The sequence below is a fragment of the Variovorax sp. CAN15 genome, from assembly GCF_030462475.1.
GTDB lineage: Bacteria > Pseudomonadota > Gammaproteobacteria > Burkholderiales > Burkholderiaceae_C > Variovorax.
Map to the genome: position 1 here is coordinate 16,011 of NZ_JASMRZ010000025.1, position 21,794 is coordinate 37,804.

Below are 21,794 nucleotides of genomic sequence, written 5' to 3' on the forward strand. Positions count from 1 at the left end.
GGCTATTCTGCCAGCGCGCATTGCACGGGCTTCGCGCCCAGCAGCGCCACGCACACCTGCGGATCGATGCCGATCAGGTAGCCGCGCCGCCCGCCGTTGAGCACGATGCGCGGCAGCTCCAGGATGCTCGACTCCACGTACACCGGCATCTCGCGCCGCGTGCCAAAGGGCGAGGTGCCGCCCACCATGTAGCCGCTGTGCCGCTGCGCCACCTCGGGTTTGCAGGGCTCGACCGACTTGGCGCCGATCTGCCGCGCGAGATTCTTGGTCGACACCGTGCGGTTGCCGTGCATCAGCACGATCAGCGGCCTGGCGTCCTGGTCCTGCATCACCAGCGTCTTGATGACGGTGAACGGGTCCAGCCCCAGCATCTCGGCACCGCGCTGCGCGCCGCCGTGCTCGACGTATTCGTAGGGGTGCTCGGTGAAGACGATCTTGTGCGCGCGCAGCAGTTGCGTGGCGGGTGTCTCGGAGGTGTGGGTGTTCTTCTTGGCCATCTGGGTGGCAATTTCGGATTCAGGATCACTTCAGAAAACCTGGTGCACCGCAGCAAGAATCTGCCGCACCACATCGAATTCCGGTCGAGCCATGCAGCATACGCCAGCCCCGGCGGACGCGATTCCGTTCCATCCGCCGCGCCGCCGCGCCCTCATGGCGCTCGTGCTGGCGGTCGCGGCAATGCACGCGGCGGTGCTCTGGCTTCTGGTGATCGCCACGAAGCCCCATGGGGCCATTGCCGGTGCGGCGAAACGCATCGCCGTGCAGATGGTGAGAGCGGAGCCTCCCGCAAAAGTGGATCCGGCGCCACGCAAAGAGGCAGCATCGCCGCCGCGCCCGGCCGTCGGGCGCCCGCCTCAATCCGCTCGCACCAGATCGATCGCCGCGCCCGAAGCCCCCGCCGCCACCGCTGCGTCATCGCAAGCCGCGAGCGATGCACCCGCGCCGCCACTGATCCTCCATTCGGAAAGCACCCGCCGCGCCCTGCGCGACATCGGGCGCGAACGCTCCTTCGCCGATCGAGCCGGTCAGGACATCAACGGCAATTCGCGCTCCGCCTTCGATTCGCGCCTGAGCTCAGGCGTCGCAAACGCCGCTCACGGCGATTGCAGGAAGGGCGAATTCAAGGGCGGCGGCATGGGCCTGCTGAGCCTGCCCGCGCTCGCCCTGGCGGCCGCGAACGGCGAGTGCGCGCGCTGATGAATCAGGCAGCCGGATCGCGGATTTCCCAGCGGATCTTGTCGATCTCCGCCAGCACTTCCGGCGACAGCGTGGTGCCGTACGCGTCCAGGTCTTCTTCCAGCTGCGCCAGCGAGGTCACGCCGATGATCGTGCTCGCCACCTGCCACTTCGTGTAGCAGAAGGCCAGCGCCAGTTGCGTGGGCGTCAGGCCGTTGTCGCGGGCGAGCTGGTTGTAGCGCCTGGCGGCGCGCAGCGAATCGGGGCGGCCCCAGCGCTGCTTGCGCACCGATTCGTAGCTCGAGATGCGCGCCCCCTTGGGCGCATCGGGCCCTTCGATGCCGCTCTGGTCGTACTTGCCGGTCAGCAGGCCGAAGGCCAGCGGCGAGTACGCCAGCAGCGACACGCCCAGCCGGTGCATGGTTTCATCGAGACCGTTCTCGTAGCCGCGGCTGATGAGGCTGTACACGTTCTGCACCGTCGCCACGCGCGGCAGGCCATGCTGTTCGGCGAGCCGCACGAACTCGTGCACGCCGTAGGGCGTTTCGTTCGACAGGCCGATGGCGCGCACCTTGCCCGCCTTCACCAGCTTGCCCAGCGCTTCGAGCTGCTCGTGGATGGAGGTCTTCGAGGTTTCCTTGGCCGGGTCGTAGTAGATGTTGCCGAAGAGCGGCACGTGGCGCTCGGGCCAGTGGATCTGGTAGAGGTCGATGACGTCGGTGCGCAGCCGCTTCAGGCTGGCATTGCACGAGGCCTCGATGTCGGCGGCCGTCATGCCGCTGCCTTCGCGCACCCAGGGCATGCCGCGCGAGGGGCCGGCCACCTTGGTCGCGACCACCAGCTTCTGGCGCGCGCCGGGGTTGGCGGCAAACCAGTTGCCGATGATGGTCTCGGTGAGGGAGTAGGTTTCTTTGCGCGTGGGCACCGAGTACATCTCGGCGGTGTCGATGAAGTCGACGCCCCGCTCCAGCGAGCGGCTCAGGATGGCATGGGAGGTGGGTTCGTCGACCTGCTCGCCGAAGGTCATCGTGCCGAGGCAGATCGGGGTGACGCGCAGGTCGCTCTGACCGAGTTGGATCTTTTTCATGCGCGGGATGCTACCGCCCCGTCTCGCGGCCCGCCGGCCGCCGCGCCAAAACCCGAGCGCCGCGCGGCCTGCCGGCAAGCTGTCGTGTGGCGGACTGCGTCAGTACAAAGGCCTCCTTATCATCGACGCCCATGTACCAAGCCCTCCGCCCCTCCCGCAGCGAATTCGTGCCCGTGCGCAACCTCAGCTACCACGTGCGGCTGTGGGGCCAGCCTTCCGACGAGCGTCCGCCGCTGGTGCTGGTGCACGGCTGGATGGACGTGGCGGCGTCGTGGCAGTTCGTGGTCGACGCGATGGAGGAAGACCGCTTCATCATCGCCCCCGACTGGCGCGGCTTCGGCCTCACCGACGGCGGCGGCGTCGACAACTACTGGCTCGCCGACTACCTGGCGGACCTCGAATGGCTGCTGGACCACTACGTCGGCGAAGGCCTGGATGGAGAAGGCAGCCGGCAGATCGACCTCGTCGGCCACAGCATGGGCGGCAACGTCGCCATGCACTACGCCGGCGTGCGGCCGCACCGCATCCGGCGCCTGATCAACCTCGAAGGCTTCGGCATGCCCGCGCGCAAGCCCGATGAAGCGCCAGCGCGCTACGGCCAGTGGATCGACGAGCTCAAGCGCCTGCACCGCGGCGAAATGGCGCTGGCCGGCTACTCGGCCGTGGACGGCGTGGCCCGCCGCCTCATGAAGACCAACCCGCGCCTAACGCCCGACAAGGCCGCCTGGCTCGCCAGCCACTGGTCGGTGAACCACGCGCAGCCCGACGGCAGCGAGCGCTGGCAGATCCTGGGCGACGCGGCGCACAAGATCGTCAACGCGCACATCTTCCGCGTCGACGAGACGCTGGCGCTCTATGCGCGCATCACCGCACCGCTGCTGATGGTCGAGGCCTCCGACGACAGCCTGCACGGCTGGTGGAAGAACCGCTACACGCTCGACGAGTTCCACGAGCGGCTGAAGTCGGTCGGCAACGTGCGCATCGAGCGGCTGGAGGACGCGGGGCACATGCTGCACCACGACCAGCCGCGGATCGTGGCGCGGATGATCGAGGAGTTCCTGGCGGTCTGATCAGTCTCGACGCGGCTCGCTGTCCAGGCTGACCATCTGCGCCGCCGCATAGCGGTCACCGGCGGCAGCGCCCTTCGGCACCGCGCGCTCGATGGCGGCGAAATCGTCGGCGCCCAGCTTCACGCTCAACGCACCAAGCGCCTCGTCGAGCCGCGTGCGCCGCCGCGCGCCGATCAGCGGAATGATGTCGTCGCCCTGCGCCGCCACCCACGCGATGGCGATCTGCGCCACGCTCACGCCCTTTGCATCGGCGATCTTGCGCAGCGCCTCGACCAGCGCGAGGTTTCGATCCACGTTCTCGCCCTGGAAGCGCGGGCTGTGCGCGCGGAAGTCCTTTTCGCCCGCACTGTCCTTCGTCCAGTGCCCGCTGATGAGGCCGCGCGACAGCACGCCGTAGGCGGTGATGCCGATGCCCAGCTCGCGGCAGGTGGCGAGGATTTCGTCCTCGATGCCGCGCGAGATCAGCGAATACTCGATCTGCAGGTCGCAGACCGGGTGCACGGCCGCCGCCTTGCGGATGGTCTGCGGGCCCACTTCCGACAGGCCGACGTGGCGCACGTAGCCCGCCTTCACCAGGTCGGCGATGGCGCCGATGGTCTCCTCGATCGGCACGTTCGGGTCGAGCCGCGCGGGGCGGTAGATGTCGATGTGGTCCACGCCCAGGCGCTGCAGGGAGTAGGTCGCGAAGTTCTTCACCGCCGCCGGCCGCGCGTCGTAGCCGACCCAGCCGCCGGCTGGGTCGCGCATGGCGCCGAACTTCACGCTGACCAGCGCCGCGTCGCGCTGCGAGGGCTTCAGGCCCTTCAGCGCCTCGCCGATCAGCATTTCGTTGTGGCCGCTGCCGTAGAAGTCGCCGGTGTCGAGCAGCGTGATGCCCGCGTCCATGGCGGCGTGGATGGTGGCGATGCTTTCGGCGCGGTCGGAGGGGCCGTACATGCCCGACATGCCCATGCAGCCGAGGCCGATGGCTGAAACCTTGGGGCCGGCGGTACCGAGCTGGAGTGTGTTCATCGAAGCGTTCCTTTCAGAGGGGCCGGACGCGATGGCGAGCGGCATGGCGGTAGTCTGGAAGCAAAGGCACCGTTCGATAATCCGTCCGCCCCTGCACGGGTTGTGCGGAAAAACGCACAATTGCGCCATGAACGAGCCCGAGCTTTCCGACCTGGGCGCCTTCGTGGCCGTCACCCGCGCGCGCAGTTTCCGGGGCGCCGCCGCACTGCGCGGCGTGTCGCCCTCCTCGCTCAGCGAGGCCATGCGCCGGCTCGAAGCGCAGTTGGGCGTGCGCCTGCTGAACCGCACCACGCGCAGCGTCACGCCCACCGAAGCGGGCCAGCGCCTGCTCGACCGCATCTCGCCTGCGCTGGACGACATCGCCGGCGCGCTCGACACGCTCAACAGCTTTCGCGAAAGCCCCACCGGCACCCTGCGGCTCAACGTGCCGACCATCGTGGCGCAGCGCGTGCTGCCGCCGCTGGCCAGCCGCTTCCTGCGCACGCATCCGGGCATCACACTGGAGATCACGACCAACGACACCTTCATCGACGTGCTCGCGGCGGGCTTCGACGCCGGCATCCGCTACGACGAGAGCATCGCCCGCGACATGATCGCCGTGCCGCTGGGCCCACGCACGCAGCGCTTCGTGGCAGCTGCATCGCCGGACTACCTCGCCCAGCACGGCGTGCCCAGGCACCCGACCGACCTGCTGCGGCACACCTGCATCGGTCACCGCTTTCCCAGCGGCGTGCTCGCGGCCTGGGGCTTCGTGCGCAAGGGCAAGACGGTGAAGATCACGCCCAGCGGACCGCTGATCGCGTCGGCGCTCGACCTGGAGCTGCATGCCGCCGAATCGGGCCTGGGCGTGATCTACACCTTCGACGAGTACCTGCGCCCCTCCATCGACCGGGGCACGCTCGCCCCGGTCCTGGAAGACTGGTGGCAGAGCTTCTCGGGGCCCTTCCTTTACTACCCGAGCCGCACGCACATGCCGGCGCCGCTGCGGGCCTTTGTCGATTTCCTGAAGGGCGAAGGCCAGTCCGGCTGATGTCCGCCGGATATTTGCCCAGCGGACAACCAAGCACGCGAATCTTCGTTCGCGCAGCGCCCGCCGCGTCCTGGAGTGCCCAACTCCTTTCGCCGCCCCCCTGGAGTTGTCGTCATGTCTTCCTCTTCGCGCGCGCCGTCGTGGCTGCGCCGCTTCGCCCCGCTGCTCGGCGGCCTTGCCCTGGGCGTCGCGGCCCAGCTCTCCGCTCACGCCGCCGACCTGCGCGTGGGCTTCATGCCCGGCCCGTACCGCGATGCATTCACCAACGGCATCGAGCCCCAGCTGAAGAAGCTGGGCTACACCGTCAAGTACGTCGAGTTCAGCCAAGGCGTGCAGCCCAACGACGCGGTGGAGCGCGGGCAGATCGACGCCAACATCTTCCAGCACACGCTGTAGCTCAACGCCACCAACAGGCAGCAGGGCTTCGACCTCTTGCCGGTGGTGCACGTGCCGACGCCGCCGATGGGCCTCTACTCGCAGCGCCACAAGTCGCTCGACACCGTGCCCGACGGCGCCACGGTCACGCTGCCTTCCGATCCGGTGAACGCGGCGCGCGCGCTCAACATACTCGCGGGCATTGGCTGGGTGACGCTCAAGCCGGGCGTGAGCCCGATCTCGGTGTCCGAGCGTGACATCGTGGCCAACCCCAGGCGCCTGAAGCTGGTCCCGCTCGAAGCCGCGCAGGCCCCGCGCTCGCTGGCCGACGCCGACATCGCCGCCGTGCAGGGCAACTTCGCCATCGCCTCGGGCCTGAAGCTCACCGAGGCGCTGAAGCTGGAGAACATGACCCTGCCCTAGGTGAACATGGTGGCCGTCAAACGCAGCAAAGAGAGCGCGAAATTCGCGCAGGACATCGCGGCCGCCTACCAGTCGGCCGAGTTCCAGCGCTTCTTCAGGGCCAACCCGGCATGGGCCGGCTACCGGCTGCACGGTGCGCCAGTTGATCCGCGAACTCGCGGGCGGTGGCGGGCACCGCGTGATCGTCGGCACGCCGGAGCAGATCGCGGACGACATCGAACGCTGGTTCACGGCTGGCGCCGCCGACGGGTTCAACCTGATGCCCGACGCGCTGCCGCACGGGCTGCAGGATTTCGTCGAAGGGGTGGTGCCGATCCTGCAGAAGCGCGGGATTTTTCGCACGGAATACGAGGGACGCACGCTGCGCGATCAATTGGGGCTGCCGCGGCCCGCGGGGCGAACGGCGCAGCGGCTGGCAGCCTGAAAAGGCTTGTTGTTCAGGGGACGATCACGCCGTCGGGGTACCTTGCTCCGCGAACCTCCCCCGCCCTTCGGCCTCCTCCTGTATTTCGCTGCGCAAGGCACCCCATCGTCGTGATCGATGAGCGCGGCAGTCAAACCACCGGCACAAGCGGAGCTTCCATGTGCACAGGGCGTCGGGTGCTCCCCGCAGCGAAATAAAGGAGGAGCCCGAAGGGCGGGGGACATTCGCGGAGGGGAGTACCCGGCGGCCTGGGCACGGCCCCGGAAACCGCCCGAATCACTCTTCGTCGGCGTCGTTTCCTGTCAGGGCCAACACTTCCTCGACGAAGGCTTCGAACAGCGGCAGCGAGGCCGGCAGCCCTTCCAGCGACTCAGCCTCGCCCGCATCGAAGAAATGCGGCTTGCCCGCCGGCACCGAAGCCCACTCGCCCGCCTCCAGCAGCAACCCGAGATAGCCGTCGTCAGTCGGCAGATAGAACAGCCCCGCACTCTCGAGCACGCGCTGCCCCTTCTTCCTGCCGCGCCCCCAGCTCACACCCTGCCCGGCAAGGCGTTCGGTGATCCAGCCGTCGCACACATGCGTGTCGCTCCAGTTTCCCTGGGCATCGAATACGGCCAGAACGGGCATGGGGTGTCCTTTTACTGAAAGAAGGAAGGGAGGCTTATTGCAGAAAGCTGGGCTTGGCGTAGCCCTGGAACTTGCTGTCGACCACCGCCTTGAACTCCTTCGAGCGGTAGGCGTCGGCGATGTCCTTGGCCCACTGGGTGTTCTTGTCGGCGGTCTTCACGGCGACCACATTCAGGTAGTAGTCGGGCGTCTTTTCCAGCACCACGGCCTCGGTGAGCTTCAGGCCCGAAGAGATCGCGAAGTTGCCGTTGACGATGGCGTACTCGGTGTCGCCGAGCGAGCGCGGCAGCTGGGCGGCTTCGAGCGGAATGAACTTCAGCTTCTTCGGGTTCTCGGCCACGTCCTTCTCGGTGGCGCGCAGCGGATCGATGCCGGTCTTCAGCGTGAGCAGCTTGTTCTGCTCCAGCAGCACCAGCGCGCGGGCCAGGTTGCTCGGGTCGTTCGGCAGCGTCACGCGGTCGCCTTCCTTCACATCGGCCAGCGTCTTGCGCTTGGTCGAGTACACGCCCATGGGCGCGATCGGGCCCTGCACCAGCTCGGCGAGATCGAGCTTCTGGTCGGCCGCGAACTTCTTCAGGTAGACCTGATGCTGGAAGAAGTTGGCGTCGAGCGAGCCCTGGGCCAGCGCGAGGTTGGGCTGCACGTAGTCATTGAACTCGACCAGCTTCACCTTGTAGCCCTTCTTCTCGAGGATGGGCACGATGCCCTGCTTGAGCTGGTCGGCGTTGGAGCCGGCGGTGCCGCCGATCACCAGGTTCTTCTTGGCGGGGTCTTGCGCATGGGCCTGCAGCGAGAGGCCGCCCAGGGAAAGGGCTGCCAGCGACAGGGCGAGAACGGAACGGCGCAGGAAAACGGTCTTCATGAGATAGGGAAAGCTTGGGAGAAAGAAGGAATCAACGCTTGTCGAGCCTGCGGGCCGTGGCATTGCCGGCAAATTGCAGGATCTGTACCAGCACCACCAGCAGCGCCACGGTGAGCACCATCACGTCGGTCTGGAAGCGGTAGTAGCCGTAGCGGATGGCCAGGTCGCCGATGCCGCCGCCGCCCACCACGCCGGCCACGGCCGAATACGAGAGGAAGCTCACGGCCAGCACCGTCAGCGCCAGCACCAGGCCCGAGCGCGCCTCCACCAGCAGCACGCGCCAGACGATCTGCAGCTCGGTCGCGCCCATCGCGTGGGCCGCCTCGATCACGCCGCGCGGCACTTCGCGCAGGCACTGGTCGACCAGCCGCGCCAGGTACGGAATGGCCGCGAACGACAGCGGCACAGCGGCCGCCAGAGGCCCGATGGAAGTGCCCGCGATCACTCGCGTGAACGGCACCAGCGCCACCAGCAGGATGATGAAAGGGAACGAGCGCACCGTGTTCACCAGCCAGTTGAGCATCAGGAACGTGGGCTTGTTCTCGAGCGACTGGCCCGGGCCCAGCAGGAACAGCAGGATGCCCAGCGGTCCGCCGATCAGCACGGCGGCCGAGAGGCCGATGGCCAGCATCATGAAGGTCTGGCCGGTGGCGATCCACAGCTCGGGGAGGATGGGGGCGATGTTCTCAAACATAGGCCAGCTCCTGCGCGCCGAACTGGGCCGGCGCCTGCTGCACGCGGGATTCGCGCGCCTCGCGTTCGCGGCGGCGCACCAGCTCGTCGATCTCGCGGCCCAGCGCGGTCTTGCGCTCGGCGTCGCCGGCCGCGTCGACCGCGAACTGCTCCACCAGCCTGCCCTTCTCGAGGATGGCCACGTTGCGGCACAGCACCTCGACCACCGACAACTCGTGCGTGACGATCACGATGGTCACGCCGATCTTCTGGTTGATGTCGCGCAGCGTCTCCAGCAGCGAGCGCGTGGTTTCGGAGTCGAGCGCGGAGGTGGGCTCGTCGCACAGCAGCACCTGCGGGCGCGGCGCCAGCGCGCGGGCAATGGCCACGCGCTGCTTCTGGCCGCCGGAGAGCTGGGCCGGGTAGGTGTCGATCTTCTCGGCCAGGCCGACCAGGACCAGGCATTCGCGCACGCGGGCGTCGATCTCGGCCTTGGAGTGGCGGCCGTGGATCTTCAGCGGGAAGGCCACGTTGTCGAACACCGTGGCGTTCTGCAGCAGGTTGAACTGCTGGAAGATCATGCCGATGTTCTGGCGCGTGTCGCGCAGCTCGCTGCGCGAGAGCGTGGTGAGGTCGCGCCCGCCGACGAAGACGCGGCCCGCGTCGGGCCGCTCCAGCAGGTTGATGAGGCGCAGCAGCGTGGACTTGCCGGCGCCGCTCTTGCCGATCAGGCCGAACACGTCGCCCTGCTGGATGTCGAGCGACAGCGAATGCACGGCGTCGAACACCTCCCCGTTGGGCAAGGCGAAGGATTTCTGCACCGATTGGAGACGGATGACTGGCGCCGCGTGAGCGCCGCGGCCCTGGTCAGGCGTAGGGTGGGTCATGGAGAAGAAGCGCGGCCTGCGCGGGTGGCGCAGTTCGCGTAGGTTCGCAAAAAGGTGCCGAGTATGAAAAGAAACGCACCGAAAGGGAACGAACAAAAAGGATGCTGTTTATATGGATGCGCACATAAGAGAAACCCGTAGCGGGCGCGACACGCCATATCGATATGCGCATTGGTTCGTTCCCTTCTGCGCCGGGCAATGCCACATTCGCGCCCTCCTTTTTTCGATTCGCGCAAGCACATGCACACCAGTTTCCGCCGCCGCACCCTCGCCCTCGCCACCCTGGCCGCCGCGCTCCTCGCCGGCAGCACCGCCTTCGCGCAGGACAAGAACACGCTCAAGGTCGGCGTCTCCGTCGGCAGTGCCGAGCAGGTATTCGAAGTGGTCAAGAAGGTCGCCGCCAAGGATGGCCTGAACATCCAGGTCGTGGTGTTCAACGACTACCAGCTGCCCAACGCGGCGCTGGCCTCGGGCGACCTCGACGCCAACGCCTTCCAGCACCAGCCCTTCCTGGACAACCAGAACAAGGCGCGCGGCTTCGACATCGTGCCCCTGGGCCTGACCATCACCGCGCCGCTGGGCTTCTACTCTCGCAAGATCAAGGCTATCGACCAGTTGCCCGGCGGCGCCTCGGTCGGCATCCAGAACGATCCGTCCAACGGCAACCGCGCCCTGCTGCTGCTGCAGTCGGCCGGCCTCATCACGCTGAAGCCCGAGGCGGTGAAGAACAACACGGCCACGCCGCTGGACGTGGTCACGAACCCGAAGAAGCTGAAGCTGGTGGCGCTCGACGCCGCCCAGCTGCCGCGCTCGCTCGACGACCTGACCATTGCCGCCATCAACAACGACTACGCCGAGAAGGCCGGCCTGTCGCTGAACAAGGACGCGGTGATCAAGGAATCGCCGAAAAGCCCCTACGCCAACCTGATCGCCGTGCGCCGCGCCGACAAGGACAAGCCCTGGGCCAGGCGCCTGGTGGCGGCGTACCAGTCGCCGGAGGTGAAGAGCTTCATCGAGACCCAGTTCAAGGGCTCGCTGGTGCCGGCGTTCTGAGTTCGCCTTTCTCCCTCCCCCTCTGGGGGAGGGCCGGGGTGGGGGCACGCCGGCACTCGCCATGGGCGCTCTGCGCGCCCCCATCCCTACCTTTCCCCAAAGGAGGAAGGAGCAATACGGGGCCCTCCTCGGAGAAACACGGGAGCATGAGAAAATGCCCGGTTTCCCCGAACACAGTCAGGACACCCCATGGACGCAGAACAGATCAACCAAATCGGCGCAATGCTCGCGGACCTGAGCGCCCGCACGGTCGATTTACGGAGGTATCTTTGACTACGATGCCAAGGCCGAACGTCTGAGGACGGTCAACGCATCGCTCGAAGATCCCAACGTCTGGAACGACCCGAAGAAGGCCCAGGAGCTGGGCAAGGAAAAGAAGTCGCTCGACGACGTGGTCATCACGCTCGACCGGCTCACCAGCGGCCTGTCGGACAACACCGAGCTCTACGAGATGTCGAAGGAAGACGGCGACATCGCCGGCCTGCAGGCCATCTCCGATGACGCCGCCACGCTCGAAGCCGACATCAAGCAGCTCGAATTCCGCCGGATGTTCAACAACCCGGCCGATCCGCTGAACGCCTTCATCGACATCCAGGCCGGCGCCGGCGGCACCGAGGCCTGCGACTGGGCCAGCATGCTGCTGCGCCAGTACACCAAGTACGCCGAGCGCAAGGGCTTCAAGGCCCAGCTGGAAGACGAAACCCCAGGCGACACCGCCGGCATCAAGAGCGCCACCATCAAGGTGGAGGGCGACTACGCCTTCGGCCTGCTGCGCACCGAGACCGGCGTGCACCGCCTGGTGCGCAAGTCGCCCTTCGACTCCTCGGGCGGGCGCCACACCAGCTTCGCCAGCATCTTCGTGTACCCGGAGATCGACGACTCCATCGAGATCGAGATCAACCCGGCCGACGTGCGCACCGACACCTTCCGCGCCAGCGGCGCCGGCGGCCAGCACATCAACAAGACCGACTCGGCCGTGCGCCTGACTCACATCCCCACCGGCATCGTGGTGCAGTGCCAGGACGGCCGCAGCCAGCACAGCAACCGCGACGTGGCCTGGAAGCGCCTGCGCTCGCGCCTGTACGACCACGAGATGCGCAAGCGCCAGGAAGAACAGCAGAAGCTCGAAGACAGCAAGACCGACGTGGGCTGGGGCCACCAGATCCGCAGCTACGTGCTGGACAACAGCCGCATCAAGGACCTGCGCACCAACGTCGAAGTCTCGGCCACGCAGAAGGTGCTCGACGGCGACCTCGACGTGTTCATCGAGGCCTCTCTCAAGCAGGGCGTGTGATACCGATGAGCCTGCAAAGCCTGAAGGGTGGCAAGGTCGAAGCCTTCATCTTCGACATGGACGGCACCATGATCGACTCCATGCCGTGGCATGCGCGCTCGTGGGTGGAATTCGTGGCGCGCCACGGCCTGAAGCTCGACGTGAGCGACATCCTCGCGCGCACCACGGGCCGCACCGGCGCCGAGTGCATGCGCGAGCTGTTCCAGCGCGAGCTCTCCGACGACGAGTGCCTGGCGCTGGTGCACGAGAAGGAAGAGATCTACCGCGCCATGTTCAGCGACAACTTCACCGAAGTGGCTGGCTTCACGGCTTTCGCCAAGGCGGCCGTGGCGCGCGGGCTCAAGGTGGCGGTCGGCACGGCCGGCGACAGGCACAACATCGAGTTCGCCATGTCGCGCCTGAAGATGGACCCGCTGCCGCTGGCCATCGTGGGCGGCGACGAAGGCTTCTCGGGCAAGCCCACGCCCGCCATCTTTCTGGAAGCCGCGCGCCGCATCGGCGTTGCGCCCGAGCGCTGCATCGTCTTCGAAGACGCGCCCTTCGGCATCGAAGCCGCCCGCCGCGGCGGCATGCGCGCCGTGGCCGTGTGCAGCACCCATTCCGCCGCCGAGCTTGCCGGCCCCCATGTGATCGCCGCGGTTCGCGACTACGACGAACTCGCTCATTCGAAATTTCTGGAGACACTCGATGCTGCTACGTGACGCTCAAGGCCAACCGATTGCCATCCGCCGCGAAGACTACGCCGCCCCGGCGTACTGGATCGACACCGTCGACCTGACCTTCGACCTCGACCCCGCCAAGACCCGCGTGCTCAACCGCATGCAGATGCGCCGCAACCCCGAGGTGCCGATGCAGCCGCTGCGCCTGGACGGCGACGAGCTGAACCTGGCGCGCGTGCTGGTCAACGGCCAGGGCGCGTCGTTCCGCATGGAGGGCGAACAGCTCGTCATCGACGGCTTGCCCGATGCCTTCGAGCTCGAGATCTTCACCACCTGCTGCCCCATCAAGAACACCAAGCTGATGGGCCTGTTCGTGAGCGAGGACACCTTCTTCACACAGTGCGAGGCCGAGGGCTTCCGCCGCATCACCTACTTCCTCGACCGTCCGGACGTGATGGCGAGCTACACCGTCACCCTGCGCGCGGCCAAGGCTGCCTACCCGGTGCTGCTGTCGAACGGCAACCTGGTCGAACAGGGCGAGCTGCCCGAGGGCCGCCACTTCGCGAAGTGGGTCGACCCGTTCAAGAAGCCCAGCTACCTGTTCGCCCTGGTGGCGGGCAAGCTGGTGGCGCGCGAGCAGCGCATCAAGGCGCGCAGCGGCAAGGAGCATCTGCTGCAGGTGTACGTGCGCGCCGGCGACCTCGACAAGACCGAGCACGCGATGAACTCGCTCATCAACTCGGTGCTGTGGGACGAGGCCCGCTTCGGCCTGCCGCTGGACCTCGACCGCTTCATGATCGTTGCCACCAGCGACTTCAACATGGGCGCCATGGAGAACAAGGGCCTGAACATCTTCAACACGAAGTACGTTCTGGCCAACCAGGCCACCGCCACCGACGCCGACTACAGCAACATCGAGAGCGTGGTCGGCCACGAGTACTTCCACAACTGGAGCGGCGACCGCGTGACCTGCCGCGACTGGTTCCAGCTCTCGCTGAAGGAAGGCCTCACCGTCTTCCGCGACCAGGAATTCAGCCAGGACCTGTGCGCCGACGCCTCGGCCCGCGCCGTGAAGCGCATCGAGGACGTGCGCGTGCTGCGCACCGCCCAGTTCCCCGAGGACGCGGGCCCCATGGCCCACCCGGTGCGCCCCGACAGCTACATCGAGATCAGCAACTTCTACACCGTCACCATCTACGAGAAGGGTGCCGAGGTGGTGCGCATGATGCAGACGCTGGTCGGCCGCAAGGGCTTCGAGAAGGGCATCACGCTCTACTTCGAGCGCCACGACGGCCAGGCCGTGACCTGCGACGACTTTGCGCAGGCCATTGCCGACGCCAACCCCGAATCGGAACTGGCCCGCCTGCTGCCCCAGTTCAAGCGCTGGTACAGTCAGGCCGGCACGCCGCGCCTTGCCGCCCACGGCGTGTACGACGCGCAGAACCGCAGCTACACCCTGAGCGTGGTGCAGAGCTGCCCGCCCACGCCGGGCCAGCCGACCAAGGAACCCTTCGTCATCCCGCTGAACGTGGGCCTGCTCGACGCCAGCAGCGGCCGCGAACTGCCGCTGCAGCTCGAAGGCGAAAGCGAAGCGACGCAAGGCACGCGCACCGTGGTGCTGTCGCGCGCGGGCGAGCAGATCACCTTCACGGGCCTGGACGCCGAGCCCGTTCCGTCCATCTTGCGCGGCTTCAGCGCGCCGGTGATCCTCGACTTCGAGTACACCGACGCCCAACTGCTCACCCTGCTGGCCAACGACCCCGATCCGTTCAACCGCTGGGAAGCCGGCCAGCGCCTGGGCCTGCGCGCCGCGCTGAACGGCATCGCGGCGCTGGCCACCGACGCCACGCCGGTGCTGAACGACGCGTACATCGACGCCATGCGCAGCGTGCTGCGCAACCCGCAGCTCGACGCCGCCTTCAAGGAACTGGTGCTCACGCTGCCGTCGGAAACCTACATCGCCGAGCAGCTCGACGTGGTCGACCCGCAGCGCGTGCACCTCGTGCGCGAAGCCATGCGCGCCCAGCTGGCCACCGCCCTTTTTGCCGACTGGCAGTGGGCCTATGAAGAGCACCACGACACCGGCGCCTACAGCCCCGACCCGACCTCGTCGGGCCGCCGCGCGCTGGCCGGCATGGCGCTCAACTTCCTGTGCCTGGCGGCGCGCTCTTCGGGCGACGCCGTGTGGCCGGGCAAGACGCTGCAGCGCTTCAAGGACGCGGGCAACATGACCGACCGCTTCAACGCCCTCAACGCGCTGGTGTCGTCGGGCCACACCCTGGCGGCGCAGGCGCTGGCTCGCTTCCACGCCATCTTCAAGGACGAGGCGCTGGTCATCGACAAGTGGTTCTCGCTGCAAGCCGGCGCGCCCGACCGCGGCGGCGACATCCTGCCGCTGGTGAAGCAGTTGATGAAGCACCCCGACTTCTCGCTGAAGAACCCGAACCGCGCGCGCAGCGTGATCTTCAGCTTCTGCAGCGCCAACCCCGGCGCCTTCCACCGCCCCGACGCGGCCGGCTACGTGTTCTGGAGCGAACGCGTGATCGAGCTCGACGCCATCAATCCCCAGGTCGCCGCCCGCCTCGCGCGCGCGCTCGATCGCTGGAGCAAGCTGGCCGAGCCATACCGCAGCGCAGCGCGAGAAGCCATCGCCCGCGTGGCGGCCAAGCCGGACCTGAGCAAGGACACGCATGAAGTGGTGACCCGCGCTCTCGCAGGCAACTGAAGAAGAACGAACCCGAACCCGGAAGACACATGGCTCAAAAAATTTCCCTCACCCGCTACCTCGTCGAACAACAGCGCGCCGACGGCCTGATTCCCGGCCAGCTGCGCCTGCTGCTCGAAGTGGTCGCCCGCGCCTGCAAGAGCATCAGCCAGGCCGTCAACAAGGGCGCGCTGGGCGGCGTGCTCGGCACGGCCGAGAGCGAGAACGTGCAGGGCGAGATCCAGAAGAAGCTGGACATCATCGCCAACGAAGTGCTCATCGAGGCCAACGAATGGGGCGGCCACCTCGCGGCCATGGCCAGCGAGGAAATGGACAGCATCTACGTGGTGCCCAACCGCTACCCGCAGGGCGAATACCTGCTCATGTTCGACCCGCTCGACGGCAGCAGCAACATCGACGTGAACGTCAGCATCGGCACCATCTTCAGCGTGCTGAAGAAGCCCGAGGACCACCCCGGCGTGCAGGAAAGCGACTTCCTGCAGGCGGGCACGCAGCAGGTGGCCGCCGGCTACTGCATCTACGGCCCGCAGACCACGCTGGTGCTGACCGTGGGCAACGGCGTGGCCATGTTCACGCTCGACCGCGAGCAGGGCAGCTTCGTGCTGACGCAGGAAGACATCCAGATTCCGCCCGACACCAAGGAATTCGCGATCAACATGAGCAACATGCGCCACTGGGACCAGCCCGTGAAGCGCTACATCGACGAATGCCTGGCCGGCAAGGAAGGCCCGCGCGGCAAGGACTTCAACATGCGCTGGATCGCCAGCATGGTCGCCGACGTGCACCGCATCCTGATGCGCGGCGGCGTCTTCATGTACCCGTGGGACAAGCGCGAGCCCGAAAAGGCCGGCAAGCTGCGCCTGATGTACGAGGCCAACCCCATGAGCTGGCTGGTCGAGCAGGCCGGCGGCGCGGCCACCAATGGCAAGCAGCGAATCCTGGAGCTGCAACCCACCAAACTGCACGAGCGCGTGAGCGTGATGTTGGGTTCGCGTAACGAAGTTGAGCGTTTGACGCAGTACCACGCCGAGAAGGCCTGATTTCTTGGCTATAATCTGAGGCTTCGCCGGTGTAGCTCAGTCGGTAGAGCAGCTCATTCGTAATGAGAAGGTCGGGTGTTCGATTCATCTCTCCGGCACCAAAACTAAAAGCCCGCTATCCAAAAGGTAGCGGGCTTTTTCCGTTATGCGGAATTTAGGCGAGCCATTCGGCGAGCAACTCGCCCACACGCTCCGACGAGTTGTAGCCAGCTTGGATCAATATTTCGGCGATATCTCGCCCGCAGATGAACACGATCGGATGGCGGTCGTCGCGCACCTCCTCGTAGGCCTGCCTCGCAATCAGCGACGTGGTTACCAGAATGCCGAACTGGCGATGCCTGATGCGCGAGATCAAGCGAGCGACTTCGCGAACACCGACCGTGTTCGCCGAAACGCCCTCAGACGCGGGGCGATAGCATTTCGCCTCCAAAGCGAACTCCGCGTACACCGGATCACCGCTCAGCCCAAGCAAGTACCTGCCGATCGCATCCCGCCCTCCGTCAACGCTACCTCTGGTGATTTCATCAATGATCACGCGCCGATCTGAAAGCTGATAGATCCGAGCAGCGAAAGACTCGAACGCATGCGGCGAGTCTTTGAACTTGGCCCAAACCTGTTCCAGGATACCGGCCTTCAAGGGCGTATCGGGCCGCTGTTCGCTTTCCGAGCGGATAACCTTAGTGGGTTCCGAGGTCAACGGCGAATAGACGCCGGACTCGACCCATGAACGCCATGCGCTGGGCGCACTTGCCAAGGCGCTTTCAGAGGCTGAGAGGCTGTCGATCCATGCGCGCGAGACCGTCGCCGTATCGAGAACGGTGAAAACCGCTCTGTAGTTCTGGAATCGCTCTCCCGCTGTCGTCTTCCATACAGCCACCAGATCTTCCGTCATGGGAAGACCAAATAACCCCGGAACCGCGAGCCCCTTGAACTGCACAGACCGATTGCTCTTTGCCGTAGGGCACTTGGTGAAGACGAAGAACGGCGGTACCTCCGCCCTCTTCACTGCATCCCCATGTGCGCTCTCGAAGGCCACTTTCAAAAGAAGATTGCCGCGTCGCGTGGTGTCGTGAAGATCATGGCCTGGCGTACGGTTATCGCCGTAGTAGGTGAACTGCCCGGTGTTCAGGTCCAAGCGATCAGGCCAATCGCCTTCCTCGCCACTGGAGTACAGAACGACGAACTTCTTCTTCAGGCCTGGGCCCGACGCTCGAAAGCCACCTTGATTGCCCGCCCCGGGAAGTAGCTTGGCGATCGGATCACTGCTGGTGTTGCCAGCGCTACCCCCTTCATAGATCGCATCCACGACAAGGTCGGCCGTCGGCAAGTCGTCGAAGCTGAATATGCGGGTCATGTCAAAGCGGGAGCTGAAACAGATTGGTCAACAAGTGCACTGGCCATATGCGCCAATGCATTAATTTAACAATCTTGAAACAGCCGAGCCTAACTCACGGGGCCAATCCCCAATGAAGGGGACTGCTGCCGCCCCACCTTGGCTACATTGGTTTCATGGAAACTCTCCCGATATTTGCCGTCACCCTTGCGCCGATCTCATCCGATTTCTAAGAACGCGCCTATCCGCACACAGCGGACGCGAGATATGGGAGGAGCAACGACTACGGCGTCGATGAAGAAACTGCGACCCACTCGGGCGCTGGACGCCCCCGCCCAGCGCCCAATTTCTTGTCAGGCCTTCGGCAGGTCCGCTGCATTGACTTGCTTCAGCAGTTCCTGAGAGAGCTGCGCCGCGTCGTCGGCCAAGTCTGCAGCGATCCACATGACACGGTCACGGTGCGTGGCCCCGATCGCGTCGAACCAATCGCATCCGTCCCCGTAGCAACACTTCAGCAAGGATTGCAATTGGGACAACTTTTTCTCAAGAAGATCAGCGGCGTCGGATGATGCGATTTCGCTGTGGGAGGTGGGCGCGTTTTGCCCGGCGATAATTTGATCAGCCATTTGATGTGCTTTCCTGCAAAGTTAGTGCACGTTGAGTGGTCAGACGGCCATGGTGTTAGCGCACCTTGGCCGTCGCCTTTTGTGCCTCACATCGACATCGCTGCGGTGTGCATCGATGTCCCGCCGTGAGGCGCGGCGGACCTTCAAATGTATGGGAGAAGCGCGCTGGCGGACGCCTCCATGCAATGAACAAATTGGGGATCGCGTCGACTTTGAGCGCATCACCGTGATCGCTGGTGCGCTCGACGATGCGGAAGCTCAGGTCTTGATTTTCCTGCTCTTCGCACGACCGAGCGCGCGTCGCGGCGACTTGTACTCGGGATCAACCGCCCTTAGTGCCTCAGGCATCTTCTCTGCAATGGCAATCAGCGTCTGCGAGCGCGAGCTCCGTGAATGCCAGAAGGATCAACAGAAGCCACGCCGAGATGGGTCGCGGACCGCTCGGCAATTCAGGCGTTGCGAGCACGTTGCTATGAGGAGGGCTGTAGGGATTTTGCTGCATGGGTTGTTCGCTCGATCGGATGCAATTCGAGTCTATGCGGCCGATGGGTCACGCCCGCGAATTGGCCCTCACAAGCCCGAGAGACCGCATCCGGGTCTTCGACGCGGAGCAAGAACGAAAAGCCGAAGACCACCCGTCAACCTTGTGCACTTTCGTCGCGCCGCAGATAGCCCGGCGCCAGCAGCGCAATGCACTCGATGCAGTTTTGCACCGTGTCGTAGTTCACTCGCACATCCATCCGCGGGAAGGCCCATTTCGCGAAGCCCCAGACGACCATCGAGTCGTCCCACACGAGAGGCGGTGCCGGTATCTTCTGCCGCAGCACCGGCGGTGTGTCGTCGAAGTCGAGTTCAAAAGGCAGCGTGCCCTTCCACTTGCGTGAAGGACCGAGCCGGCCTCTGGTCAGATTGGCGCCGGCGAAAGATGGCGTGCCGTCATCGGCTGGCTTCACAGGGTCGAAATACAGCTCGAACCCGAACGCCCGCCGGCGGTCGAGGTGCCCGTCTTCGCTTTCAGCCCGCCAGTTCTCGACGTCGAAGGACTCGAATGCCTGCTGGAACTCCGGCGAGTTCATGGACTTGCCGAAGAGCGAGACCAGCGTCCGGAAGTCCGGGTACTTCGCCGGCTGCACGAACTCGCTCGGTGGGTAGAACAGGCCGAAGGACAGGTCGAAGACGCCCGGCCGCTCGGGTTGGGTGATGTCCCCGGGCTGGTAGGTCACGTTCATGTAGCGCTCGCCAAGCCACCAGCAGTCGCGCAGGTAGCCGTGCAACTTGTCTTCGTATTGCACCATGCGCTCGCGGACTTGCCGGCGCGTATCGCTCCAGGAGATTCCGTAGGGCATCTCGCCGGTGTAGGGCAGGTACTGGCCCTCGACCCCGGCGGTGACGGTCACTGCGCGCAATTGCAGCGAGCTGTTGCCCCATTGGCGTGGGGGCCGGTTTTCCACGTAGGCCAGGTCCTGGAAGGACAGGCAAAGGCCCTGCTTGCTCAAGCGGAAGAGCACCTCGTAAGGGCTCTTGAAAGGAAACGGCTTCTCCGGGCGCCGACGCACGCCGAGCTCATCAAGCAGCGCGACGAGTTGCGCGTCGGTGGAGTCCGCTCCCAGCAGCGAGAGAAAGCTGAACAGGCTCACTGCGGGTCAGTCCTGCTTCATCCAGTAGGAAATCACCCGGATCTTGCCCGGGCTCTTCCACTGGATCGTCAATCTGAAGTCGGGCAGTTCCCAGAAGTGGATGTCGAGGCGGCCGACACGGGTTGGCGCTCCCAGCTTTGCGACTGCATCGGCCACCGTATCGGAGAACCGCAGGTCCTTCCACAACGGTCCCTTGTAGCTTTCATACTCATCCTCGTAGCCCCAGAAGCCGCAGTTCGTCATCAGGAATGGCCCGTCGCCGACGTCGTGGTGCTCCTTCTCGAACACCAGCCCGGCATCCTTGAAAGTGAAGCTCAGTCCAAGAGCCGTCGCACTGATGTTGTAGGTCTCCAGGCCACTGTCGAGCTTGATGGCGTCCGACCAGACGATGCCGAATGGCGCCACGACTTTGCTTCCCGGATCGCTGTCGAATGGCTTCGCGATCGCAGACACGAAGTCCTGGGCATCGGGGTACTGGCTGGGCACTTTCATAGGATTCCTTTCCATGGATTCGTGGTTCGCTTGCCCTTGAGTGCATCGTCGATCAACTTGTCCAGGAACTTCCTGTACTGGTCGTTCGAGATCTTGTCGATGACCTTCGACGCCTCCTCCAAGGCTTTTCCGCAGTCCTTGTGATTGTCACTTTTCGCGACGGCGTCCCTGTGATTTTTGGTGTCGCGCCGGGCTGCCCCGGCAAGGTCCTTCGAGTCCTTGTAGTTGTCGTGATTTCCGGTGGTGGGGCTCGCCCTGTGGATCTCCTTGGGCACGGCGATGGTCTGTGCGTGGGTGTAGATCTTTCCGCCTTCGCGTTGCCCGCTCTTTCCGACTTTTCCGAACAACGAATCGCGCTGGGAAGGAGTGAGTTCGATCCCATCCTCGGCCAACATCTTTTCCGCCATGTCCTTGAGCGAAGCCGCATTGGGGATGTGATCCCGCTCCATCTCATTGCCCAGGAAATCGCCCACCTGCTTGCCGTAGGTCGCGCGCCCGCCGCACTTCGGCTTCTTGCCCTTGTTCTTGACTTCGGTGTCTTTTTTCTTCGAGCCGCCGCCGCCCGATTCGGCTTCCGCGCCGGCCTTCTTCTCCGCCGCTTTTTTCGCGGCTGCCTCCTCCGCAGCCTTCTTGGCTGCCGCCTCCGCGGCTTCCTTCTCGAGCTTCTCTTTCGCGATCCGCTCCGCAAGCAGTTTCTCGGCCTGCTTGATCCCGACCCGCTCTCCTCCCTTCAGCGCACCCTTGACCGCAATCTTGCCCGCCTTGGCTGCGATGCCGCCTCCGGGCACCAGGTTTGCAGCGGCCGAAGCGCCGGAGATTGCAGCATTGACGTAGTCGCCCTCGGCCGCATAGATCGCCGCGTTGGCGCCGTCAGCAAAGATGCCCACCACCGGAATGACGCCGCCGACGTCCAGCACCGTATGCGTGATCGAACTACCCCAGTTGCTCCACCAGCTCTCTTCCTTCGGTGTCTCGGGCTTCACCTCCGGGTTCGCCTGCTTGGCCGGTGCCTGCGTGGACGGGGTTTCGCCGACAACGGGGCCGAGCGTGTTGCCGTTGGCGTTGGTCCCCGGCTTGCGGGGCTTGAGCTCGGGCAGTTCGAGCGTCGGTTTGGCCTGGCGAAGCTCCTCGTACTGTTCGTGCGACATGTGCCATGTCTTCTCCGCCGGCCCGACGTCCGAGGGAAAGTACAGCAGCGACACCGAGTCTGCGTAGTTGTAGCCCACCAGGCGGGCGCCACCGCCGACCTGCCTGGTGAAGGCGGGGTTGATGTTCAGCTCGACCGTCATCC

20 protein-coding genes, 1 tRNA gene and 2 pseudogenes are annotated in these 21,794 nt (G+C 65.4%); 11 read left to right on the top strand and 12 right to left on the bottom strand.

The annotated features are described in order from the left end of the window. Positions 1-2: 2 nt before the first annotated feature. Positions 3-497 carry an aminoacyl-tRNA deacylase gene (locus QMO14_RS17255; protein WP_301508621.1) on the bottom strand — a complete coding sequence of 165 codons (495 nt, stop codon included), beginning with the start codon at positions 495-497 and terminating at the stop codon, positions 3-5. A gap of 91 nt (positions 498-588) precedes the next feature. Between QMO14_RS17255 and QMO14_RS17260 the strand changes: the two genes are divergently transcribed. Beyond that, positions 589-1,197, top strand: a complete 609-nt coding sequence (locus QMO14_RS17260; protein ID WP_301508622.1) for a hypothetical protein — start codon at positions 589-591, stop codon at positions 1,195-1,197. Positions 1,198-1,201: 4 nt separating this feature from the next. Here QMO14_RS17260 and QMO14_RS17265 read toward each other — a convergent pair whose 3' ends face one another. Further along, the gene (locus QMO14_RS17265; RefSeq protein ID WP_301508624.1) at positions 1,202-2,263 is read right to left on the bottom strand and encodes an aldo/keto reductase; all 1,062 of its coding nucleotides are present in this window, start codon (positions 2,261-2,263) and stop codon (positions 1,202-1,204) included. A 131-nt stretch (positions 2,264-2,394) separates the two neighbouring features. Here QMO14_RS17265 and QMO14_RS17270 point away from each other — a divergent pair, with 131 nt between their 5' ends. Beyond that, complete coding sequence (locus QMO14_RS17270; protein ID WP_301508626.1) at positions 2,395-3,333, top strand: alpha/beta fold hydrolase; 939 nt, start codon at positions 2,395-2,397, stop codon at positions 3,331-3,333. Here QMO14_RS17270 and QMO14_RS17275 read toward each other — a convergent pair whose 3' ends face one another. Next, positions 3,334-4,344: an aldo/keto reductase gene (locus QMO14_RS17275; protein ID WP_301508629.1), complete on the bottom strand. Its 1,011-nt coding sequence runs from the start codon at positions 4,342-4,344 to the stop codon at positions 3,334-3,336. Between the two features lie 127 nt (positions 4,345-4,471). Here QMO14_RS17275 and QMO14_RS17280 point away from each other — a divergent pair, with 127 nt between their 5' ends. The 3 genes and pseudogenes from QMO14_RS17280 to QMO14_RS17290 form a co-directional block, all read left to right on the top strand. Beyond that, a complete protein-coding gene (locus QMO14_RS17280) occupies positions 4,472-5,374 on the top strand; it encodes a LysR family transcriptional regulator (RefSeq protein ID WP_301508631.1) in 903 nt (300 codons plus the stop codon). 114 nt (positions 5,375-5,488) lie between these two features. Next, positions 5,489-6,172, top strand: a pseudogene (locus tag QMO14_RS17285) (MetQ/NlpA family ABC transporter substrate-binding protein). 130 nt (positions 6,173-6,302) lie between these two features. Further along, positions 6,303-6,596, top strand: a pseudogene (locus tag QMO14_RS17290) (LLM class flavin-dependent oxidoreductase); the annotation flags it as partial. A gap of 276 nt (positions 6,597-6,872) precedes the next feature. On the opposite strand, the gene QMO14_RS17295 reads toward QMO14_RS17290, so the two are convergent. Genes QMO14_RS17295 through QMO14_RS17310 form a run of 4 tightly spaced genes read right to left on the bottom strand, consistent with a single transcriptional unit; the run spans position 6,873 to position 9,644 of the window. Further along, positions 6,873-7,223 carry a hypothetical protein gene (locus QMO14_RS17295; RefSeq protein WP_301508632.1) on the bottom strand — a complete coding sequence of 117 codons (351 nt, stop codon included), beginning with the start codon at positions 7,221-7,223 and terminating at the stop codon, positions 6,873-6,875. A gap of 34 nt (positions 7,224-7,257) precedes the next feature. Next, positions 7,258-8,085: a MetQ/NlpA family ABC transporter substrate-binding protein gene (locus tag QMO14_RS17300; protein WP_126183395.1), complete on the bottom strand. Its 828-nt coding sequence runs from the start codon at positions 8,083-8,085 to the stop codon at positions 7,258-7,260. A gap of 31 nt (positions 8,086-8,116) precedes the next feature. Then, on the bottom strand, positions 8,117-8,779 hold the full coding sequence (locus tag QMO14_RS17305; protein WP_301508636.1) for a methionine ABC transporter permease: 663 nt from the start codon (positions 8,777-8,779) through the stop codon (positions 8,117-8,119). Then, entirely contained in the window at positions 8,772-9,644 is an 873-nt protein-coding gene (locus tag QMO14_RS17310) for a methionine ABC transporter ATP-binding protein (protein WP_301508637.1), read from the bottom strand. Before QMO14_RS17310 ends, QMO14_RS17305 begins: the two co-directional genes overlap by 8 nt. 240 nt (positions 9,645-9,884) lie before the next feature. Here QMO14_RS17310 and QMO14_RS17315 point away from each other — a divergent pair, with 240 nt between their 5' ends. The 6 genes from QMO14_RS17315 to QMO14_RS17340 all read left to right on the top strand — a co-directional run bounded on the left by QMO14_RS17315 (position 9,885) and on the right by QMO14_RS17340 (position 16,516). Continuing rightward, a complete protein-coding gene (locus QMO14_RS17315; protein ID WP_301508638.1) occupies positions 9,885-10,697 on the top strand; it encodes a MetQ/NlpA family ABC transporter substrate-binding protein in 813 nt (270 codons plus the stop codon). Positions 10,698-10,886: 189 nt separating this feature from the next. Next, positions 10,887-11,991 (top strand): peptide chain release factor 2 gene (gene prfB, locus QMO14_RS17320; protein ID WP_301508640.1). Its coding sequence is split into 2 segments (ribosomal slippage): positions 10,887-10,967 and positions 10,969-11,991, totalling 1,104 coding nucleotides; the frame shifts between segments, so codons are not numbered across the junction. A 5-nt stretch (positions 11,992-11,996) separates the two neighbouring features. Continuing rightward, entirely contained in the window at positions 11,997-12,692 is a 696-nt protein-coding gene (locus tag QMO14_RS17325) for an HAD family phosphatase (RefSeq protein ID WP_301508642.1), read from the top strand. Next, positions 12,679-15,375, top strand: a complete 2,697-nt coding sequence (gene pepN, locus QMO14_RS17330; protein ID WP_301508643.1) for an aminopeptidase N — start codon at positions 12,679-12,681, stop codon at positions 15,373-15,375. Before QMO14_RS17325 ends, pepN begins: the two co-directional genes overlap by 14 nt. A 29-nt stretch (positions 15,376-15,404) precedes the next feature. Next, entirely contained in the window at positions 15,405-16,415 is a 1,011-nt protein-coding gene (locus tag QMO14_RS17335; RefSeq protein WP_301508645.1) for a class 1 fructose-bisphosphatase, read from the top strand. Positions 16,416-16,440: 25 nt separating this feature from the next. Then, a tRNA-Thr gene (locus tag QMO14_RS17340) sits at positions 16,441-16,516 on the top strand. A 53-nt stretch (positions 16,517-16,569) separates the two neighbouring features. Here the strand turns inward: QMO14_RS17340 and QMO14_RS17345 are convergent. The 5 genes from QMO14_RS17345 to QMO14_RS17365 all read right to left on the bottom strand — a co-directional run bounded on the left by QMO14_RS17345 (position 16,570) and on the right by QMO14_RS17365 (position 21,792). After that, entirely contained in the window at positions 16,570-17,769 is a 1,200-nt protein-coding gene (locus QMO14_RS17345; RefSeq protein WP_301508647.1) for a restriction endonuclease, read from the bottom strand. Positions 17,770-18,101: 332 nt separating this feature from the next. Beyond that, positions 18,102-18,374: a hypothetical protein gene (locus QMO14_RS17350; RefSeq protein ID WP_301508649.1), complete on the bottom strand. Its 273-nt coding sequence runs from the start codon at positions 18,372-18,374 to the stop codon at positions 18,102-18,104. Positions 18,375-19,012: 638 nt separating this feature from the next. Further along, entirely contained in the window at positions 19,013-20,011 is a 999-nt protein-coding gene (locus QMO14_RS17355) for a hypothetical protein (protein WP_301508651.1), read from the bottom strand. 6 nt (positions 20,012-20,017) lie between these two features. Further along, positions 20,018-20,503 (bottom strand): hypothetical protein, encoded by a 486-nt coding sequence (locus tag QMO14_RS17360; RefSeq protein WP_301508652.1) that lies wholly within the window; start codon positions 20,501-20,503, stop codon positions 20,018-20,020. Continuing rightward, positions 20,500-21,792: a hypothetical protein gene (locus tag QMO14_RS17365; RefSeq protein WP_301508654.1), complete on the bottom strand. Its 1,293-nt coding sequence runs from the start codon at positions 21,790-21,792 to the stop codon at positions 20,500-20,502. Before QMO14_RS17365 ends, QMO14_RS17360 begins: the two co-directional genes overlap by 4 nt. Positions 21,793-21,794: the final 2 nt, after the last annotated feature.

What these genes read in the sequence shown, in the direction of transcription:
- QMO14_RS17295 (WP_301508632.1), bottom strand. Translation starts at nt 7,223, where the DNA reads ATGCCCGTTCTGGCCGTATTCGATGCCCAGGGAAACTGGAGCGACACG.
- QMO14_RS17280 (WP_301508631.1), top strand. Translation starts at nt 4,472, where the DNA reads ATGAACGAGCCCGAGCTTTCCGACCTGGGCGCCTTCGTGGCCGTCACC.
- QMO14_RS17360 (WP_301508652.1), bottom strand. Translation starts at nt 20,503, where the DNA reads ATGAAAGTGCCCAGCCAGTACCCCGATGCCCAGGACTTCGTGTCTGCG.
- QMO14_RS17305 (WP_301508636.1), bottom strand. Translation starts at nt 8,779, where the DNA reads ATGTTTGAGAACATCGCCCCCATCCTCCCCGAGCTGTGGATCGCCACC.
- QMO14_RS17275 (WP_301508629.1), bottom strand. Translation starts at nt 4,344, where the DNA reads ATGAACACACTCCAGCTCGGTACCGCCGGCCCCAAGGTTTCAGCCATC.
- QMO14_RS17345 (WP_301508647.1), bottom strand. Translation starts at nt 17,769, where the DNA reads ATGACCCGCATATTCAGCTTCGACGACTTGCCGACGGCCGACCTTGTC.
- QMO14_RS17260 (WP_301508622.1), top strand. Translation starts at nt 589, where the DNA reads ATGCAGCATACGCCAGCCCCGGCGGACGCGATTCCGTTCCATCCGCCG.
- QMO14_RS17365 (WP_301508654.1), bottom strand. Translation starts at nt 21,792, where the DNA reads ATGACGGTCGAGCTGAACATCAACCCCGCCTTCACCAGGCAGGTCGGC.
- QMO14_RS17325 (WP_301508642.1), top strand. Translation starts at nt 11,997, where the DNA reads ATGAGCCTGCAAAGCCTGAAGGGTGGCAAGGTCGAAGCCTTCATCTTC.
- QMO14_RS17310 (WP_301508637.1), bottom strand. Translation starts at nt 9,644, where the DNA reads ATGACCCACCCTACGCCTGACCAGGGCCGCGGCGCTCACGCGGCGCCA.
- QMO14_RS17265 (WP_301508624.1), bottom strand. Translation starts at nt 2,263, where the DNA reads ATGAAAAAGATCCAACTCGGTCAGAGCGACCTGCGCGTCACCCCGATC.
- pepN (WP_301508643.1), top strand. Translation starts at nt 12,679, where the DNA reads ATGCTGCTACGTGACGCTCAAGGCCAACCGATTGCCATCCGCCGCGAA.
- QMO14_RS17350 (WP_301508649.1), bottom strand. Translation starts at nt 18,374, where the DNA reads ATGGCTGATCAAATTATCGCCGGGCAAAACGCGCCCACCTCCCACAGC.
- QMO14_RS17300 (WP_126183395.1), bottom strand. Translation starts at nt 8,085, where the DNA reads ATGAAGACCGTTTTCCTGCGCCGTTCCGTTCTCGCCCTGTCGCTGGCA.
- QMO14_RS17315 (WP_301508638.1), top strand. Translation starts at nt 9,885, where the DNA reads ATGCACACCAGTTTCCGCCGCCGCACCCTCGCCCTCGCCACCCTGGCC.
- QMO14_RS17335 (WP_301508645.1), top strand. Translation starts at nt 15,405, where the DNA reads ATGGCTCAAAAAATTTCCCTCACCCGCTACCTCGTCGAACAACAGCGC.
- QMO14_RS17270 (WP_301508626.1), top strand. Translation starts at nt 2,395, where the DNA reads ATGTACCAAGCCCTCCGCCCCTCCCGCAGCGAATTCGTGCCCGTGCGC.
- QMO14_RS17255 (WP_301508621.1), bottom strand. Translation starts at nt 497, where the DNA reads ATGGCCAAGAAGAACACCCACACCTCCGAGACACCCGCCACGCAACTG.